Source organism: Hymenobacter psychrophilus, from assembly GCF_900107135.1.
GTDB classification, from domain to species: domain Bacteria; phylum Bacteroidota; class Bacteroidia; order Cytophagales; family Hymenobacteraceae; genus Hymenobacter; species Hymenobacter psychrophilus.
In genome coordinates this window covers 223,902-238,761 of the sequence record NZ_FNOV01000008.1, presented here as the reverse complement: position 1 = coordinate 238,761, position 14,860 = coordinate 223,902, and the positions used below count along the sequence as shown (strand labels likewise).

The 14,860-nt window shown below is 59.3% G+C and carries 12 protein-coding genes and 1 pseudogene; 8 read left to right on the top strand and 5 right to left on the bottom strand.

Annotated elements, in window-relative coordinates; genetic code table 11:
* Nucleotides 1-277: 277 nt before the first annotated feature.
* The 5 genes from BLW21_RS13790 (at nt 278) to BLW21_RS13770 (ending at nt 6,475) form a co-directional block, all read left to right on the top strand.
* Nucleotides 278-739, top strand: coding sequence for a cold-shock protein (locus BLW21_RS13790; protein ID WP_092741002.1), 462 nt, complete (start codon nt 278-280; stop codon nt 737-739).
* 112 nt (nt 740-851) lie between these two features.
* Nucleotides 852-1,586, top strand: a complete 735-nt coding sequence (locus tag BLW21_RS13785; RefSeq protein ID WP_092741000.1) for a DUF6503 family protein — start codon at nt 852-854, stop codon at nt 1,584-1,586.
* Between the two features lie 568 nt (nt 1,587-2,154).
* Nucleotides 2,155-4,434 carry a GEVED domain-containing protein gene (locus tag BLW21_RS13780; protein ID WP_092740998.1) on the top strand — a complete coding sequence of 760 codons (2,280 nt, stop codon included), beginning with the start codon at nt 2,155-2,157 and terminating at the stop codon, nt 4,432-4,434.
* A gap of 143 nt (nt 4,435-4,577) precedes the next feature.
* Nucleotides 4,578-4,889, top strand: a complete 312-nt coding sequence (locus tag BLW21_RS13775; RefSeq protein ID WP_092741073.1) for a DUF3817 domain-containing protein — start codon at nt 4,578-4,580, stop codon at nt 4,887-4,889.
* Between the two features lie 218 nt (nt 4,890-5,107).
* Nucleotides 5,108-6,475, top strand: a complete 1,368-nt coding sequence (locus BLW21_RS13770; protein WP_092740996.1) for a DUF389 domain-containing protein — start codon at nt 5,108-5,110, stop codon at nt 6,473-6,475.
* A gap of 166 nt (nt 6,476-6,641) precedes the next feature.
* Here BLW21_RS13770 and BLW21_RS13765 read toward each other — a convergent pair whose 3' ends face one another.
* The gene (locus BLW21_RS13765) at nt 6,642-7,169 is read right to left on the bottom strand and encodes a hypothetical protein (protein ID WP_092740994.1); all 528 of its coding nucleotides are present in this window, start codon (nt 7,167-7,169) and stop codon (nt 6,642-6,644) included.
* Between the two features lie 187 nt (nt 7,170-7,356).
* Here BLW21_RS13765 and BLW21_RS13760 point away from each other — a divergent pair, with 187 nt between their 5' ends.
* Nucleotides 7,357-8,115 carry an SDR family NAD(P)-dependent oxidoreductase gene (locus BLW21_RS13760; RefSeq protein WP_092740992.1) on the top strand — a complete coding sequence of 253 codons (759 nt, stop codon included), beginning with the start codon at nt 7,357-7,359 and terminating at the stop codon, nt 8,113-8,115.
* A gap of 88 nt (nt 8,116-8,203) precedes the next feature.
* Here BLW21_RS13760 and BLW21_RS13755 read toward each other — a convergent pair whose 3' ends face one another.
* Nucleotides 8,204-8,563, bottom strand: coding sequence for a hypothetical protein (locus BLW21_RS13755; protein ID WP_092740990.1), 360 nt, complete (start codon nt 8,561-8,563; stop codon nt 8,204-8,206).
* A 372-nt stretch (nt 8,564-8,935) separates the two neighbouring features.
* On the opposite strand from BLW21_RS13755, the gene BLW21_RS13750 reads away from it, so the two are divergent.
* Complete coding sequence (locus BLW21_RS13750) at nt 8,936-9,502, top strand: C40 family peptidase (protein WP_245711899.1); 567 nt, start codon at nt 8,936-8,938, stop codon at nt 9,500-9,502.
* 203 nt (nt 9,503-9,705) lie between these two features.
* Nucleotides 9,706-10,059 (top strand): annotated as a pseudogene (locus BLW21_RS22060) (YkvA family protein); the annotation flags it as partial.
* 428 nt (nt 10,060-10,487) lie between these two features.
* Here BLW21_RS22060 and BLW21_RS13740 read toward each other — a convergent pair.
* The 3 genes from BLW21_RS13740 to BLW21_RS13730 all read right to left on the bottom strand — a co-directional run bounded on the left by BLW21_RS13740 (nt 10,488) and on the right by BLW21_RS13730 (nt 14,791).
* Complete coding sequence (locus tag BLW21_RS13740) at nt 10,488-10,760, bottom strand: acyl carrier protein (RefSeq protein ID WP_092740984.1); 273 nt, start codon at nt 10,758-10,760, stop codon at nt 10,488-10,490.
* Nucleotides 10,761-10,918: 158 nt separating this feature from the next.
* On the bottom strand, nt 10,919-14,332 hold the full coding sequence (locus BLW21_RS13735) for an efflux RND transporter permease subunit (protein ID WP_092740982.1): 3,414 nt from the start codon (nt 14,330-14,332) through the stop codon (nt 10,919-10,921).
* 87 nt (nt 14,333-14,419) lie between these two features.
* On the bottom strand, nt 14,420-14,791 hold the full coding sequence (locus BLW21_RS13730) for a four helix bundle protein (protein WP_092740980.1): 372 nt from the start codon (nt 14,789-14,791) through the stop codon (nt 14,420-14,422).
* Between the last annotated feature and the right edge of the window lie 69 nt (nt 14,792-14,860).

Sequence of the window (14,860 nt, the reverse complement as noted above, 5' to 3'; positions counted from 1 at the left end):
AATATAGCCGCGTGGTGTTCTTTTTGCGGGAATTATGGCGTAACTTTACCCCTGCCGCTATTGCTTTAGCCCCGGCCGTGCTGGTTTGGCCCGCGCCCCGCCGCCTTTCTGCAGCACGGCTCGCTTGTCTTCCGGCCCCGCTTCGCCCGCACCTTCTCAGCAGAGTTCAATATAGGAACTTTGCTAGATTAGGGTCTGTTTAACCCGGTAAGCAGCTTTTTGTATCATCACCGCCTCTGCCCGGCAGAGGCACTCCGACCTCAATCAAACATAGTATATGGGTAGATCACAGGCCACCTTCGGCAAAAGAGAGAACGAGAAGAAACGACTGAAGAAGCGCCAGGAGAAGGCGGAAAAGAAAGAGGAGCGTTTGGCTAACTCCAGCAAGGGCCAAGGCCTGGAGGAAATGTTGGCCTATGTCGACGAGAACGGCAACATCGTAGACACTCCCCCGGATCCGACCAAGAAAAAGAAGGAGATTCCGCTCGAAAGCATCCGTATTGGCGCTATCCGCCAAGAGGATATCGAGGAGGAGGATCCGGTTCGCACTGGCTCGGTTACCTTCTTTACCGACTCGAAAGGCTACGGCTTCATCAAGGACTCGGCTACGCAGCAGAGCGTATTCGTGCACGCCAACAACCTGAATGGTCTCACCATCAAGGAAAACGACAAGGTGACATTTGAGGTAGAGATGGGCCAGAAAGGCCCGAGCGCCTTCAATGTAAAAATGGCGGGCTAATTTTTTCGTGCCCGCGATGCAGCCAGGCGGCTGAAGCCCTCGACGCTTCAGCCGCTTTTTGGTTTTCGGTCCAACTTACGCGTCGCGTTGGCGGCGGCAACCTCCTCCTGCTATGCGTATCCTGCTTCTGGCCGCAGTTCTGGTCTTCGGCTCTGCTGCTCAACCCCTGCGCCCCCCAACTGGTCCCGAGCTTATCCGGCAGTCCATTGCCTACCACGATGCCGGGGGGCAGTGGCCGAAGCTGCGCACCCGGCTCCACTTCGTTACCACGAATCCGGCGGGCAAGCAAAGTCCGTTTGAAGTGGAGCTCGACAACGCGGCCGGTTACTTTTGCTACATCGGGCACCGCGACGGGCACGAGCTTATCAAGGCCGTGGTGGACGGACAGGAAATACTGCTGCTCGATGGGCGGGCCGATTTGAGCGAGGCTGAGCGCCAGCAGTACCGCCTCGGGGTCGGCATGGGCCAAACCATGCGCAACTACTACACTTACCTCTACGGCCTGCCCATGAAACTGCAGGACTCCGGCACGCTGGTAACGCCCGAAACCAAGCTCCAGACGCTACTCGGCCAAGAATACGCCACCGCCGAAGTTCGCTACGACCCGGCCGTGGGCACCGACAGCTGGACGTTTTACTTCGACTCCAAAACGGCCGCGCTACGGGCCTACCGCTTCGCCCACAACCGCACGCCCAACGATGGCGAGTATATTACGTTGCGCGGCGAGCTGGTTGTGGAGGGTATCCGGATTCCGCAGGAGCGCAAGTGGTACCGCAACGACAACGACGCCTTTTTAGCTACCGACCAACTCATCAGTGCTGAGCCCCTGACCAAGCGGCGGCTGTAGCCGACAAATTGTATTATCCGCTCAAACTCCAAGGGTGGCTGCTTCTTTAGAAAGCAGCCACCCTTGGAGTTTTGCATGACCGGGCAGCCAGCGAATTTAAAGTTGCGCTCTGCCTCAATTGTGTCGGGAGTAATATTTCCAGACGCACTGAAGCCAGCTACGCGGCCGGGTGCCACCCCCTTGTCTTTTGTACTTGCCGGGCGAAAGCAGCAATTGCCAGAGAAAAAAGGACGGTACCTACGTGAATATGGAGTCATTCAGATTAACATGATTTTGGCATTTTTCCTGTTTTCTCGAGCTTATCTCGCCCCGGTTAAACGCCCGATTACAGATGCTGCTTATGCGACGAAAAGCCATTTCCAGCCATACAGCAACGGTTTCTTAACTAATATATACCTCGCAAGTCCTACTTTCCAGTGATAACTGATTGCAGGTCAAATGCATATATAGAAAATAAGATTATTGCACGTTATCGGGCTAATTGTACATTTGACAGAAATCAGCTGAATCACCCCGGCTGGTTTTCTCTCTGCACCCTCTTCTTTTCCACAACCAACCTTCTACCAGTATGAACAACTTTTATGGGTACGGGCTCAGTGCAGCCCTCCTGCTCAGCGGCTTCGGAGCCGCTGCCCAAAACCGCCCCGCCGGTCCGGTTTATCAATTAGGCAGCCCCCAGGCGCTGGTGCGGCAGCTCGAAAACGAGGTGGCCGCCGACGTGGCCCGCCGCCAGCCCAAGCCTACAGTTTCGTTGCAGGTGGCCGCCAACAAGGATTTCACCGGCCAGGTAAACTACCGCGAAGACTTAGCCTCGACCGGCGAATACCTCGTGGGTGAATTGGTAGGCGTACCGAACTCCTCCTTTTTCCTGCGGGTTGAAGGCAACCAGGTAGAGGGCAATATCGTGCTCCGCGACACCAAGCGGGCCTACCGCTACTCGACCGACACCCGGGGCAACGCTCAGGTGCAGGAGGTAGATATCAGCCAGGTGATTTGCATCGACTACGATAAGCCCGTGGGCTACCAGGTCCCTGCGCCCGCTCCGGCCAACCGGGGTACCGCCATGGCTGCCGCCGTTATATCCCTGCAGAGCCTGCCCGGCGCTAAAGGCTGCCTCTACATCGACCTCGACGGAGAGTATGTGTCGGGTACGCCCTGGAACAACGGCAACCCGATTGACGCCGCGCCCTCGGGCATTCAGAACGATGCCGTGAAGGTGCAGGCCTTCTGGGAGCTGGTGAGCGAGGATTTCCGGCCCTTCGACATGAACGTGACCACCGACCTGGCCGTGTTCAACTCCTACCCCAAAAACATGCGCATGCGCTGCATCGTGACGCCCACCAACACGGCCGCACCCGGGGCCGGCGGCGTGGCCTACGTGACCTCGTTCCGGGGCAACAACGACACGCCCTGCTGGGTGTTCATGAGCGACCCTAAATCGGGCGGGGAAGCCACTTCGCATGAAATCGGCCACACGCTGGGCCTGAGCCATGATGGCCGCATCAGCCCCAGCGAGGGCTACTACCAGGGCCAGGGCACATGGGCCCCGATCATGGGCGTGGGCTACTACAAGCCGGTAACGCAGTGGAGCAAGGGCGAATATGCCCAGGCCAACCAGACCCAAGACGACCTGGCCATCATTGCCAGCGCAACTTACAACGTGGGCTACCGCGCCGATGACCACGGCAACACCACCACCGCCGCCACGGCGCTGGCCCGTAGCGGCAACACCCTGACCGGCAACGGCATCATTGAGCAGACCACTGACCAGGACTACTTCAGCTTTACCACCAGCGGCGGCGCGGTAAGCTTTGCCGTGAATACGGTGGCCCGCTACGGCAACCTCGACATTATCGTGCGGTTGCTTAACAGCAGTGGCAGCGTGGTGGGTACGTTCGATACCAGCGGCAGCCTCAACGCCACCGTCAGCGCCGACCTGGCCGCTGGCACCTACTTCCTGCAGGTTGATGGCACCGGCTCGGGCAACCCCGCCACCGATGGCTACTCTGATTACGGCTCGATAGGTTCGTTCACGGTTACTGGCACGGCCCCGGCCGGTAGCACTACGCCGACCCCACCAACGCCTCCTACGCCCCCAACCCCGCCCACTCCGCCGGTTGCCGTTACGTACTGCGACAGCAAGGGCAGCAATGTAAGCTACGAGTGGATTGATCTGGTGAAGCTAGGCAGCATTAACCGCACTTCGGGGGCCGATGGTGGCTACTACAACGGTACGGCTCTGAACACCGACCTCGCGGCCGGTTCGGCACAAACTATCAACATCTCGGCTGGTTTCCGCTCGACGGCCTACACCGAGAACTGGCGCGTGTACATCGACTACAACCAGGACGGCGACTTCACCGATGCCGGCGAAACGGTGGTGTCGGGTGCCTCGTCGAGCAGCGCTACACTCTCGGCCACCTTCACTGTGCCCTCTACGGCCCTGGCCGGCAAAACCCGCATGCGGGTAACGATGAGCGACAACGCGGCTACCACCAGCTGCAATAGCTTCACCTACGGCGAAACCGAAGACTACTCCGTAACCATTACGGGTGGCGCGGCTGGGACCGAGGTGTACGTAGCTGCCCAGGGCGCTACGCTGGGCAATGGCAGCTCCGACAAGGCCCTGCTGCTGTATCCTAACCCAACCGCCAGCGTGCTCAACATCGTGCTGGCCGGCAAGGCGCCGGTGGTGTCGGCCGTGGTTACCGATTTGCGGGGCGCCCAGGTGGCCAACGCCCGCTTCGAAAACGGTCAGTTGAACGTGGCCAACCTGGCTACCGGCGTCTACCTGCTTACCGTCAGCGACGGGCAGAAAACCTTCCACGAGCGGTTTGTGAAGCAGTAGCCTCACCCCTATCGGTTCTGAGGCCCCAACGGCGGCAGTTTCTTCGGAAGCTGCCGCCGTTGGCGCGTTTGGACAGAATGCGGGTAGTTGCCGGCCGCCGGGCCTACCTTTGCCGGGCGGCTTTGTTCCGGCCGCTTTCCGCTATGAAACAGTTCTTTTCTTCCTCGCTGGGCCTTTTGCGGCTGGTTGGCTTTCTGGAGGGCCTTTCGTTTCTGGTGCTGCTGGGCATTGCCATGCCGCTGAAGTACTACTTCGGCCAGCCGGCGGCGGTGCGGGCCGTGGGCACGGCGCACGGCGCCCTGTTCGTGCTTTACTGCCTGCTGGTTATCGGCGCGGCGGTGCGCTATAGCTGGTCGTGGCGCAAAACGGCGCTGGCTTTCCTAGCCTCCATTGTGCCGTTTGGCACCTTCTGGGCCGATATGAAACTGTTTCGGGAAGACAAACTGGCCGGCTAGAGCTGGTAGTGGCGGCAACCAAGCGGGCTGTTTCTACGGATGTTGTCCCGGGGTGCGGCCGTTGGTTATTCCTTCTGTCTATTCTTGCCGATATAGTGCCGGACCGCTTGCGGGCCACGCCCGAGCCCGGCGGCCCCCGCCCGCGCACTCCGCACCTGCACGGAGTTGCCGCCAGGTAGCCCCGCGGCTGTCTGTTTTATCCTTTTTTGCCCCGCGCCATGATTTTTGTGCTCCTCCGCTGGCTGCGCCGCCGCTTCGACCTGACCCAGGACATGGGCACGCCCGCCGATATTGTGCAGGACGTGGAAGAGGGTTTGGTGTTTCAGGGTACCAACCTATGGGTGCTCATGTTCGCCATTCTGGTGGCGTCGGTGGGGCTGAACGTCAACTCGACGGCCGTGGTAATCGGGGCCATGCTGATTTCGCCGCTTATGGGCCCCATCGTGGGTATCGGGTTCGGGGCGGCCACCGTGCGGGTTGATATTATTCGCCGGAGCGGGTCGAACCTGCTACTGGCCACCGTTATCAGTTTGATGGTGTCGGCAGCATACTTCCGGCTCACCCCCCTCACCGACGCCGGCACCGAGCTGCTGGGCCGCACCGTGCCCACCACCTGGGATGTGCTGATTGCCCTGTTTGGGGGCGCGGCCGGGGCCGTGGCCCTCACCCGGCGCGAGAAAAGCAACGTGCTGCCCGGCGTGGCCATTGCCACCGCCCTGATGCCGCCGCTGTGTACGGCCGGCTACGGGCTGGCCATGGGCGAATGGCGCTACATGTTCGGGGCGCTGTATTTGTTTTTCATCAACTGCGTGTTCATTGTGCTGTCTACGCTACTGGTGGTGCGGCTGCTACCCATTCCGCGGGCTACGTTCACCGATAGCGCCCGCGCCCGGCGCGTACAACTCGCGGTGTGGGGCCTGGCCCTGCTCACGGCCGTGCCCAGCGTGTACTTGGGTGCCCGTATTGTGCGGCGCACCGTGTTTACCCACAATGCCCAACGCTTCGTCGAGGAGCAGTTCAACTTGGCCAACTCCTACATTGTCAGCCGCCGCCTTACCCCTGAAACCAGCACCATCAACGTGCTGCTGGCGGGCCAGACGCTTTCACCAGAGAAACTGCGCGCCCTCTATGCCCGCCTGCCCGCTTACAGCCTGCCCGATGCCCGCCTGATTGTACGCCAGGGCCTGGGCAGCCTCGATTCGGCCGATGCCCATTCGCTACGCCTCAGTCTGCTGGAAGATGTGCGCAGCCTCGGCGAACAAACCCTGGCCAGCTACGACGACCAGGTTACCCGGCGGTTACGAAGCATTGTGGCGGCTACCATCGTCCCGTCGGGCCTGCCAACCGATTCGGCCCTGTTGCGCGAAGTGCAGATCGAGCATCCGCTGGTGCGGCAGTTGGGCGTAAGCACCGTGGTGCAGCCCGCCACCGACTCGCTCCGGGCCGATACGCTGGTAGTAGTGGCCGTACGCAGCCGCCAGCCGCTGCCCGCACCCGAAGCCCAGCGGCTGGGCCAGTGGCTGAAACTGCGCAGCGGCAGCCGCTACCGCGTACGCCTGCTGGAACAATCCGAGCCAGTCAAATAGAAATCAGCAAGTTCAGCAACAGAACGCCCTGCCCGCCCGCAAAAGCCCAGGACCTTACCACACCGGAACGGCCGTAACAACGGTGCGTTTCGATATGATGAGGTCTTGGGCTTTCGCGGGCGGGCAGGGCGTTCTGTTGCTGAGCTTACTGCCGGTAATCTGTAATTCAGGCGTCTTCTTTTTTATGGCCCCGGTACACCGACTCGCTGCTGCGCTGCCAAGTATCGTCTTCGTGGTCGCCTTTGCCAGTCTGGGAGTCGTTGCCGTAATAGGCCTGACCTTTGTTGCTGCTGCCAGCCGAACGAAGCGCCAGCCAGCTCAGCCCGCTTACCAGCAGGGCACCGCCCACTACTTTTTGGGTTGGCGTGAGCCGATTTACCTGCTCTACGGCTTTCGACCCCAGGTCTTTGGCCTGCTTGGAAAGCTGGTTTACATCGATGTTCTGCAGCCACTGCTGCTGGTTGAGCCAGGATTTAGCCTGTGCTTCCAAGCCGCCCTGTGGATTGTCGTTGTGCTGAGTCGATTTGCCTTCCGGCTGCCGGCTGGCCGAACCTTGCGTGGGCTGGCTCCGGTCGCTGCTGCCGGTTGGCTGGCTGGTTGCCGAGGCAGTGTCGCCGGCTTCGGAGTGGGCGGGGGTAAACGCAACGTGCTTAGCAGCCGGCTCACCGGTCTGGTTGGTTTTGGAAGTACTCATAGTGGAAGAAGGTTAGAATGAATGAATTGTCGACGGGCAAACCCGGACTTATCTTATGTTATTCGTGAAACAGCCTCCCAAAGTTGTCGTTCGGCTCTTGGCTTTTCGCTGATGCCGGCCGGGCAGCATTAAACATCCGGCCGGGCTATACGTTGGGATACTACTCTTTTCACTGCCTTTACTGCCCATGCCCTTCACCCCCGTCGCCGATGCGGTTCGCCGCTTCCAGGATAAAGTATGTTTTGTTACCGGCGCCACATCGGGCATTGGCCGGGCCACGGCCGTGCGCCTGGGCCGCGAAGGAGGCCGCGTAGCCATTATCGGCCGCAATAAGGAAGAGGGCCACGAGTCGGTGACGCTGGTCGAGCAGGCTGGCGGGCAGGCGCTGTTCATCCGCTGCGACGTGGGCAAAGATGCCGACCTGAAGCGGGCCGTGGAGCGCACGCTCAAGCAGTGGGGCCGCATCGACGTGCTCATCAATAACGCCGCCATGATGACCTTCGACCCCATTACCAAGCTCGATCCGCACGACTGGGACCAACTGATGCACGTGAACCTGCGGGCGTTGTTCCGGCTCACCCAGCTCTGCCTGCCCCATATGAAGGCCGGTGCCATCGTGGCCATCAGCTCGGTACACGCCTTCCAGACCACGCCCAACGTAATATCCTACGCCACCAGCAAGGGCGCAATGGACGCCTTTGTACGGGGCCTGAGCCAAGAAATTCCGCATACCCATGCCCGCGTCAACGCCGTAGCGCCCGGTGCTGTAGACACGCCCATGCTCTGGAGCAACCCCAACGTGAAAAGCGGCCAGGAGAAAATCACCGGTCAGGTAGGAACGCCCGAAGAAGTGGCCGCCGCCATCTGCTTCCTGGCCTCGTCCGAAGCAAGCTTCATCAATGGCACCACCCTAGTCGTCGACGGTGGCCGCCTGGCAGCGCTGTAGGGTGAAATAGTGAATTGCTGTTTCGGGGACCTAAGCGCTCAAGTGGCGTAGTTAGGACCCCGAAACAGCATCTCATCATTTCATAATTTCACTGCTTCGGACTGGGGTGGCGCTCGGCGGCGGTGGGTAGCGGGCGGCCCTGGGCGTAGAAGGGCGCATCGCGCTCGGCGGCGGCGCGCGCTTCTATCTCGAAGGGGATGTTGTAGTAGCCGTGGCGGGCCCAGCCCCACAGGTAGCGCACCAGAAACCCTAGCCGGCCGTGGCGCTCATATTGACGGATGTGCTCCATTTCGTGGGCCACCCAAAACGGGTCGCGCAAAAACTCTTCGCGCGTTACGCCGCTCAGGTGAATGCTCCGACCCAGCACCATGGCCACGTTGGGGGCCGTCAATTTCAGGCGGGCCAACCGGGCAAATGGTGAGTTTTCCACAATGCGGGGGAGTTGCATAAGGCTCTAATGAGGGAAAGGTAAAGGGCGAGATGTACGTAATAGGATTCGGGCAAGTTGGCCCAGTTGCAAGACTATTTGCAAGACTATTTGCAAAACTTATTGACCTATACCAAGAATATTCTCTTTCAACTGCTTTTTCTCTTGGTCCTTCGGTCGGTTTGGCCCTAGCTTTACCCCACGCCTCTGTCTGGCTTGCCCGGAAAAACAGTGTGCTATTCTCTCTTTTTTTGCTTTTGCCATCCGGATTGCCGGTTGCCTATCGAGTAACGAACATCTTTTCCTGCAGTCCGGCCCTTACTGCCGATGCTGCCAGCACCCTCCCGACGGACAATGAAAAACAGCCTCCTGTATTGCCTCGCCGCGGCCTCCATGGTCCTCTCTTTCTTTTTCGAGCAAGCCCCCGCCGCGTCCGGCAACCTAGTGGTTGCTTCTTCCCAACAAGCCTCCCTGCTGAGCGGATTACTGCCCACCGACGAGGGCGACAACTCCCGGGCCCTATCTCCCTCCGATTCGGTAGCCTACGATAAGGTGGCTGAGCGGCTGGGCATCGAAACCAACTATACCGAAAACAAGTCGTTGCTGGCTACTGTAGCCTCGTGGCTGGGTACCCCTTACCGTTACGGCAGCAGCAGCAAAAGCGGCACCGACTGCTCCGGTTTCGTATCCCGCGTATTCAAGGAGGTGTACGGCCTGACGCTGCAGCGCAGCTCGCGCTCCATGTTCGGCAGCGTTAAGCGCGTTGACAAGGACGAAATGCAGACCGGTGACCTGGTATTCTTCCGTCGCGGGCCGGGCCAGCCCATCTACCACGTAGGCATTTACCTGAAAGACAGCAAGTTTGCTCATGCCGCCACCAACGGAGGCGTAATGGTCAGCTCGCTGCACCAGGCATACTACAGCCGTAACTTCTACGCCGCCGGCCGCGTCGACCGCTAATCAAGTATAAATAGTGGAAGGACATGCTCAGCCTTTCTTCTTAATTTCCTCAAACGCCTTGTTCTTCATTGAGCAAGGCGTTTTTGTTGGTAGTTAAGCCAGTTTTACGGCTATGACGGAAGGCAAAACAATTTTGGCTCAACAGAGTATAGCACAACATCAGTGCCCACGGGCGCTAGTTTCCTCTATCTCTCCTCCCTATTATGGATAAGCAGAACCCTAAAGGCCAAGATATTGCGTCTTCGCCCCTTTTCAAGAAATTTGTTGGCAAGGCCGAAGATTACGTCAAGCGCCCGACCCGCATGAAACAGTTGCTGACTGATGCCTACGAGAAGGCCAGCCAGAAAAACGAGCTGGGCCACTTGGCCCAAGAAGCCTGGGCAACCATGCAGATGCTATTTCGCATGATTAAAAGCGCGGCTGCGGGCGAGTACACCGGCATTCCGACCTCGACTATGGTAGCGGCCGTGGCCGTTACCATTTACTTCCTGAGCCCTATCGACCTGATTCCCGACTTCATTCCGATGCTGGGTCTGCTCGACGACGTGGCCTTAGTGGCTTGGTTCAGCACGACTATCAAGGATGAGATGGACAAGTTCGCCGAATGGGAGAACACCCGCCCCACCTTGGTAGAAGACACCGATAAGCAGCCCTCGGCCAGTCCCGCCATGAAAACCAGCAGCGCCAGCGACGGCTCGGCGAAAATGGACAATATGGGTTCGGATGCCAACAAGCCTCCGGTAGCCCCTCAGGCCACCTCGACGCCTTCGTCCGCCACGGCCACCCAGTCTGACGTAGCCGCCAATACCACCGACAGCAGCCGCGAGCCTAACCTTTCGGGCCAGGACCGCCCCAGTGGTGGTAACCTGGGCGGTAACGTCCGCTAGGTTTTATTTGAGCTGTTAGCTGAAAAACGAAGAAGGCCCCGTACTCGATTGAGTATGGGGCCTTCTTTTTGGCGGATTGATAAGGATTAGCTAACAAGCTACGCAGCCTGCGCCTCAACGTGGGTATGGCTGGCAACATAGTTAACAAAGTCGCCAACGGTAGTCAGCGGTACTTCGTCGGGGATAGTGATGTGGAAGTTGCGCTCCAGTTCCAGAATAATATCAACGACATCAACCGTATCGAAGCCTAGCTCGCGACTCAGGTCGCTGCCGATACGCAGGCGCCGGGCCTTGATGGCCTTACGCTTGCTGATGATGCGCAGCACCTGCTGCTGAATGGTTTTGGGGGCGGTTGTGGTGGAGGCGTACATGAAACGAGCCAACAGAGGGAGAAAAAACGGACCGGGACCGGCAGTAGGGCTTTGCGCGCCCGTTCGGGCGAAGGAGTGCGAACCTGGCCGCAATGGTTGCAAGGGTCCGCAAAAAAAGGTTCCGGGAAGAAGTGCATCCTCCCGGAACCTGCACTGCGTTAGGCGTTGGCCAGGATGGGCGGCGTGGCCGCATCCACTTCTTCCTGGTCGGCCGGCACCTCGGGCTCGCCCTTGATGCGGATTTTCAGGCTTTCGGTAATCAGGTACATCACCGGCACTACCACCAGCGTAATGAGCGTGGCGAACACCAGCCCGAAGATGATGGTCCAGGCCAGCGGGCCCCAGAACGTCACCGACTCGCCGCCGATAAAGAAGTTGGGGTTACCCGAGTTGAAGAGCTCGTAGAAGTCGATGTTCAGGCCAATGGCCAGCGGAATCAGGCCCAGCGTGGCGGCCGTAGCCGTCAGGATAACCGGGTTGAGGCGGGTACGGCCGGCCAGGATGATGGCTTCGCGCAGGGGCATGCCCTGGGTGCGTAGCATGTCGGTGAATTCGACCAGCAGGATACCGTTTTTCACCACGATACCGGCCAGGGCAATAATACCCACGCCCGTCATCACGATGCTGATGTTCATGCCCGTAACGGCCAGGCCTAGCAGCACCCCGATAACCGAGAAGATGATTTCGGCCAGGATGATAATGGGCTTGCTGACCGAGTTGAACTGCATCACCAGAATGAGGAAGATGAGGCCAATGGCGCCCACGGCGGCAATGCCGAGGAAGTCGGAGGTTTCTTTCTCGTCTTCCTTGGCCCCGCCCATTTTCACGGTGTAACCGGGCGGTACGGGGAACGACTTGAGCGATGTTTCGATCTGGCGCACCACATCGGGACCAGTGAAGCCGCCGAGCACGTTCGAGGAAATCGTGATAACCCGCTTCACGTCCTTGCGCTTGATGCCGCCGTAGGTCGTGCCGTAGCGCACATCGGCCACCGAGGAAATGGGCACCTGGCGCACCTGGCCGGTGGCGTCGCGGAAGGTCAGGGGCGAGTTCAGGATGGCGTCGATGTCGGAGCGGTAGGGCTCGGCGTAGCGCACCTGAATCGGGTACTCGTCGTCGGCCGTCTTGAATTTGCTGGCCTCGGTGCCGTAGATGGCCGTGCGCACTTCCATGCCAATCTGGGCCGTGCTGATGCCCTCGCGGTTGGCGCGGGTGCGGTTGATGTCGACGGCAATTTCGGGGTTGCGGTCTTCCAGGTTGGAGCGCAGCTGCTCGATACCGCCAATATTGGCCGAGTCGATGTAGCGGGTGACGTTCTTGCTGAGCGCGATGAGCGTGGGGTAGTCTTCGCCGGCTACCTCAATGGCAATGGCTTTGCCGGTGGGCGGGCCGCTGCTCTCCTGGTCCACCGAAATTTCGGTGCCCGGAATGCCTTTCACCACTTCCCGGATTTTGTCCATGTAAACGGCCGTCGACTGGCCCTCCCGCTCGCTCATCTCCTTGAACGCCACGGCCACTTTGGCCAGGTTGGATTGAGAGGTACCAGCAGCCGAAGCTTCGCCGGGGTCGGAGGCGCCAATGGCTACGTTGGTAATCACCGATTCCACGTCGGGGTTGTTCTTGCCGATAACGCCGTAGATGCGCTGTTCGAGGATGCGGGCCACCGAATCGGTCACGGCGACGCGGGTACCCACGGGCATTTTGAGGTAGGTGTACACGAACTTGGGGTCGCCCTTGGGGAAGAAGTCGACCTTGGGGCCGCGAGCCGCAATGGCCACAATCGAGAGCACGAACAGCACCACCATGCTCAGCATAATCATCTTCGGCCACGAAATAGCCCAGCCCACGAGGCGGCCGTAGGCGTTCTGGAAGCGCGGCAGCACCTTGGTCTGGAAGCCGGCAATCAGGTGCACGAACACGAAGCGGTTCAGAATCACGAGCACGGCCAGCGTGAGCATCAGGCTGCCCAGGAACGTCGAGCCGAACAGGAAGCCACCGATGGCAATGGCCACCATAATGCCGATAGCAATGGAGAGCGGCCGGTCCCACTTTGGCTTTTCGCCCGTGTGGTGGTCTTCGCGCTCCATGAAGCTCACGGCAAACACAGGGTTCATGATAAAGGCCACGATGAGCGACGACATGAGTGTCAGAATCAGCGTCACGGGCAGGTAGAACATGAACGAGCCCACGATGCCGGGCCAAAACATGAGCGGCACGAACGGCGCCACGGTGGTCAGCGTGCCGGCCAGTACCGGAATAAATACCTCGCCGGCGGCGTACTTGGCGGCCTGGGCCGTCGTCAGCTCGGGGTGCTCGTGCAGCAGGCGGTGGGTGTTCTCAATCACCACAATGGCGTCGTCCACTACGATTCCCAGCGCCAGCAAAAAGGCGAAGAGCACAATCATGTTGAGCGAGAAGTCGAGCGTGGGCAGCAGCACGAAGGCCAGGAACATGCTCAGCGGCACCGACAGGCCCACGAACAGGGCGTTGGTGGTGCCCATGAAGAACATCAGAATCAGCGTTACCAGAATAAAGCCGATGATGATGGTGTTGATCAGGTCGTGGAGCGTAACGCGGGTGTCGTTGGAGGTGTCGCCCGTCACGGTGATGGTCAACTCCTTGGGCAGCGTCAGCTCGGCTTCGGCAATAATGGTTTTGATTTTGTCGGAGGCGTCGATCAGGTTTTCGCCCTGGCGCTTCACCACGTTCAGCGTTACGGCGGGCTTGCCATCGAGACGGGCGAAGGACTCGCGGTCCTTGAAGCCGTCGGTGACGGTGGCAATGTCGCCGAGGCGCACGGCCGAGCCGCTCAGGTTCTTGAGCTGGATGTTGGCAATGTTTTCGGCCCGCACGTACTGGCCGGCCACGCGCACGGCGCGTTTCTGGTTGCCCACATCCACGGTGCCACCCGAAATAGTCACGTTCTCGCGGGCAATGGCGGCGCTGATGTCCGAGAAGCTCAGGCGCGAGGCCCGCAGCCGGTTCAGGTCCACATCCACGTTCACCTGCTGATCAAGGGCCCCGATGATATCGACGCGGGTAATTTCGGGCAGGGCCTCAATCTTATCCTGGAAGTCGTCGGCGTACTTTTTCAACTGGCTGATGGGCATGTTGCCGGCCATATTGATGTTCATGATGGGCTGCTCCGACAGGTTCACTTCCTGCACGGTAGGCGGCGTGGGCAAGTCGTTAGGCAGCTCGGAGCTGGCCTTGTCCACGGCGTCCTTGATGAGCTGCTTGGCGTACTGCACATCGACGCCGGAGGTAAACTCCACGTCGACGATGCAATAGTCCTGGTTGGAGGTCGAAGAAATCTTCTTCACCCCGTTCACGCTCTTAATTTCCTTTTCGAGTTGGCGCGTCACCAGGTTCTCGATATCAGTGGGCGAAGTACCGGGGTAAATCGTGGCCACGATAATGCGCGGAATTACGATGTCGGGAAACTTCTCCTTGCCCAGCTTGATGTAGGCGAAAATACCCATCACGCACAAAATGAGCGTGATAATGTAAATCGTCGTCTTGTTATCAATGGACCAACTGGTGGGCCCGAATTCTTTTTCGATGTCCTGCATAGTGGTTTTGAGCTATTAGCTGATAGCTGTTAGCTATTAGCTGGTCTTGGGGGATACCAAGTGACCGGTGTGGTCCGCTGGTGATGCTTATGCTACTCCCTTTTCGTTCATTGTGAGTCGGCTAATAAAACCGTGGAGCATCTTGATTTCCTCTTCCAGCAACCCAGGCAATAAGCACCCGGTAGGAAGCGTCAGCAATTGGGTTTGAATGGCCACAATGAGTTGCGTATCCAACTCGAAGCAGGAGCCCAGCGCTATTTCCAGAAAGTGCCGGTACTCCTTCTCGCTAGTTCGGCTGCTTCCTTCGGCAATGTTGGAAGGAATAGAAACCGCTGCCCGCGTCATCTGGCTTCGCAAGCCGTAGGTTTCTTCCCGGGGAAGCAGACGCACCAGTTCGTAGGTTGCAGCCACTATTTCCAGCCCCCGCTGCCATACCTTCAGCTCCTTGTAGTTCTTCATAAAACGCAGATTGAAGGTGCAAAAGCCAAGACCACGCAGCCTGAACGAAAGCTAACAGCTAACAGCTTT

Coding starts and splice junctions, on each gene's coding strand:
- BLW21_RS13765 (WP_092740994.1), bottom strand. CDS start 7,169: ATGAGTACTTCCAAAACCAACCAGACCGGTGAGCCGGCTGCTAAGCAC.
- BLW21_RS13775 (WP_092741073.1), top strand. CDS start 4,578: ATGAAACAGTTCTTTTCTTCCTCGCTGGGCCTTTTGCGGCTGGTTGGC.
- BLW21_RS13750 (WP_245711899.1), top strand. CDS start 8,936: ATGGTCCTCTCTTTCTTTTTCGAGCAAGCCCCCGCCGCGTCCGGCAAC.
- BLW21_RS13760 (WP_092740992.1), top strand. CDS start 7,357: ATGCCCTTCACCCCCGTCGCCGATGCGGTTCGCCGCTTCCAGGATAAA.
- BLW21_RS13735 (WP_092740982.1), bottom strand. CDS start 14,332: ATGCAGGACATCGAAAAAGAATTCGGGCCCACCAGTTGGTCCATTGAT.
- BLW21_RS13785 (WP_092741000.1), top strand. CDS start 852: ATGCGTATCCTGCTTCTGGCCGCAGTTCTGGTCTTCGGCTCTGCTGCT.
- BLW21_RS13740 (WP_092740984.1), bottom strand. CDS start 10,760: ATGTACGCCTCCACCACAACCGCCCCCAAAACCATTCAGCAGCAGGTG.
- BLW21_RS13730 (WP_092740980.1), bottom strand. CDS start 14,791: ATGAAGAACTACAAGGAGCTGAAGGTATGGCAGCGGGGGCTGGAAATA.
- BLW21_RS13755 (WP_092740990.1), bottom strand. CDS start 8,563: ATGCAACTCCCCCGCATTGTGGAAAACTCACCATTTGCCCGGTTGGCC.
- BLW21_RS13790 (WP_092741002.1), top strand. CDS start 278: ATGGGTAGATCACAGGCCACCTTCGGCAAAAGAGAGAACGAGAAGAAA.
- BLW21_RS13770 (WP_092740996.1), top strand. CDS start 5,108: ATGATTTTTGTGCTCCTCCGCTGGCTGCGCCGCCGCTTCGACCTGACC.
- BLW21_RS13780 (WP_092740998.1), top strand. CDS start 2,155: ATGAACAACTTTTATGGGTACGGGCTCAGTGCAGCCCTCCTGCTCAGC.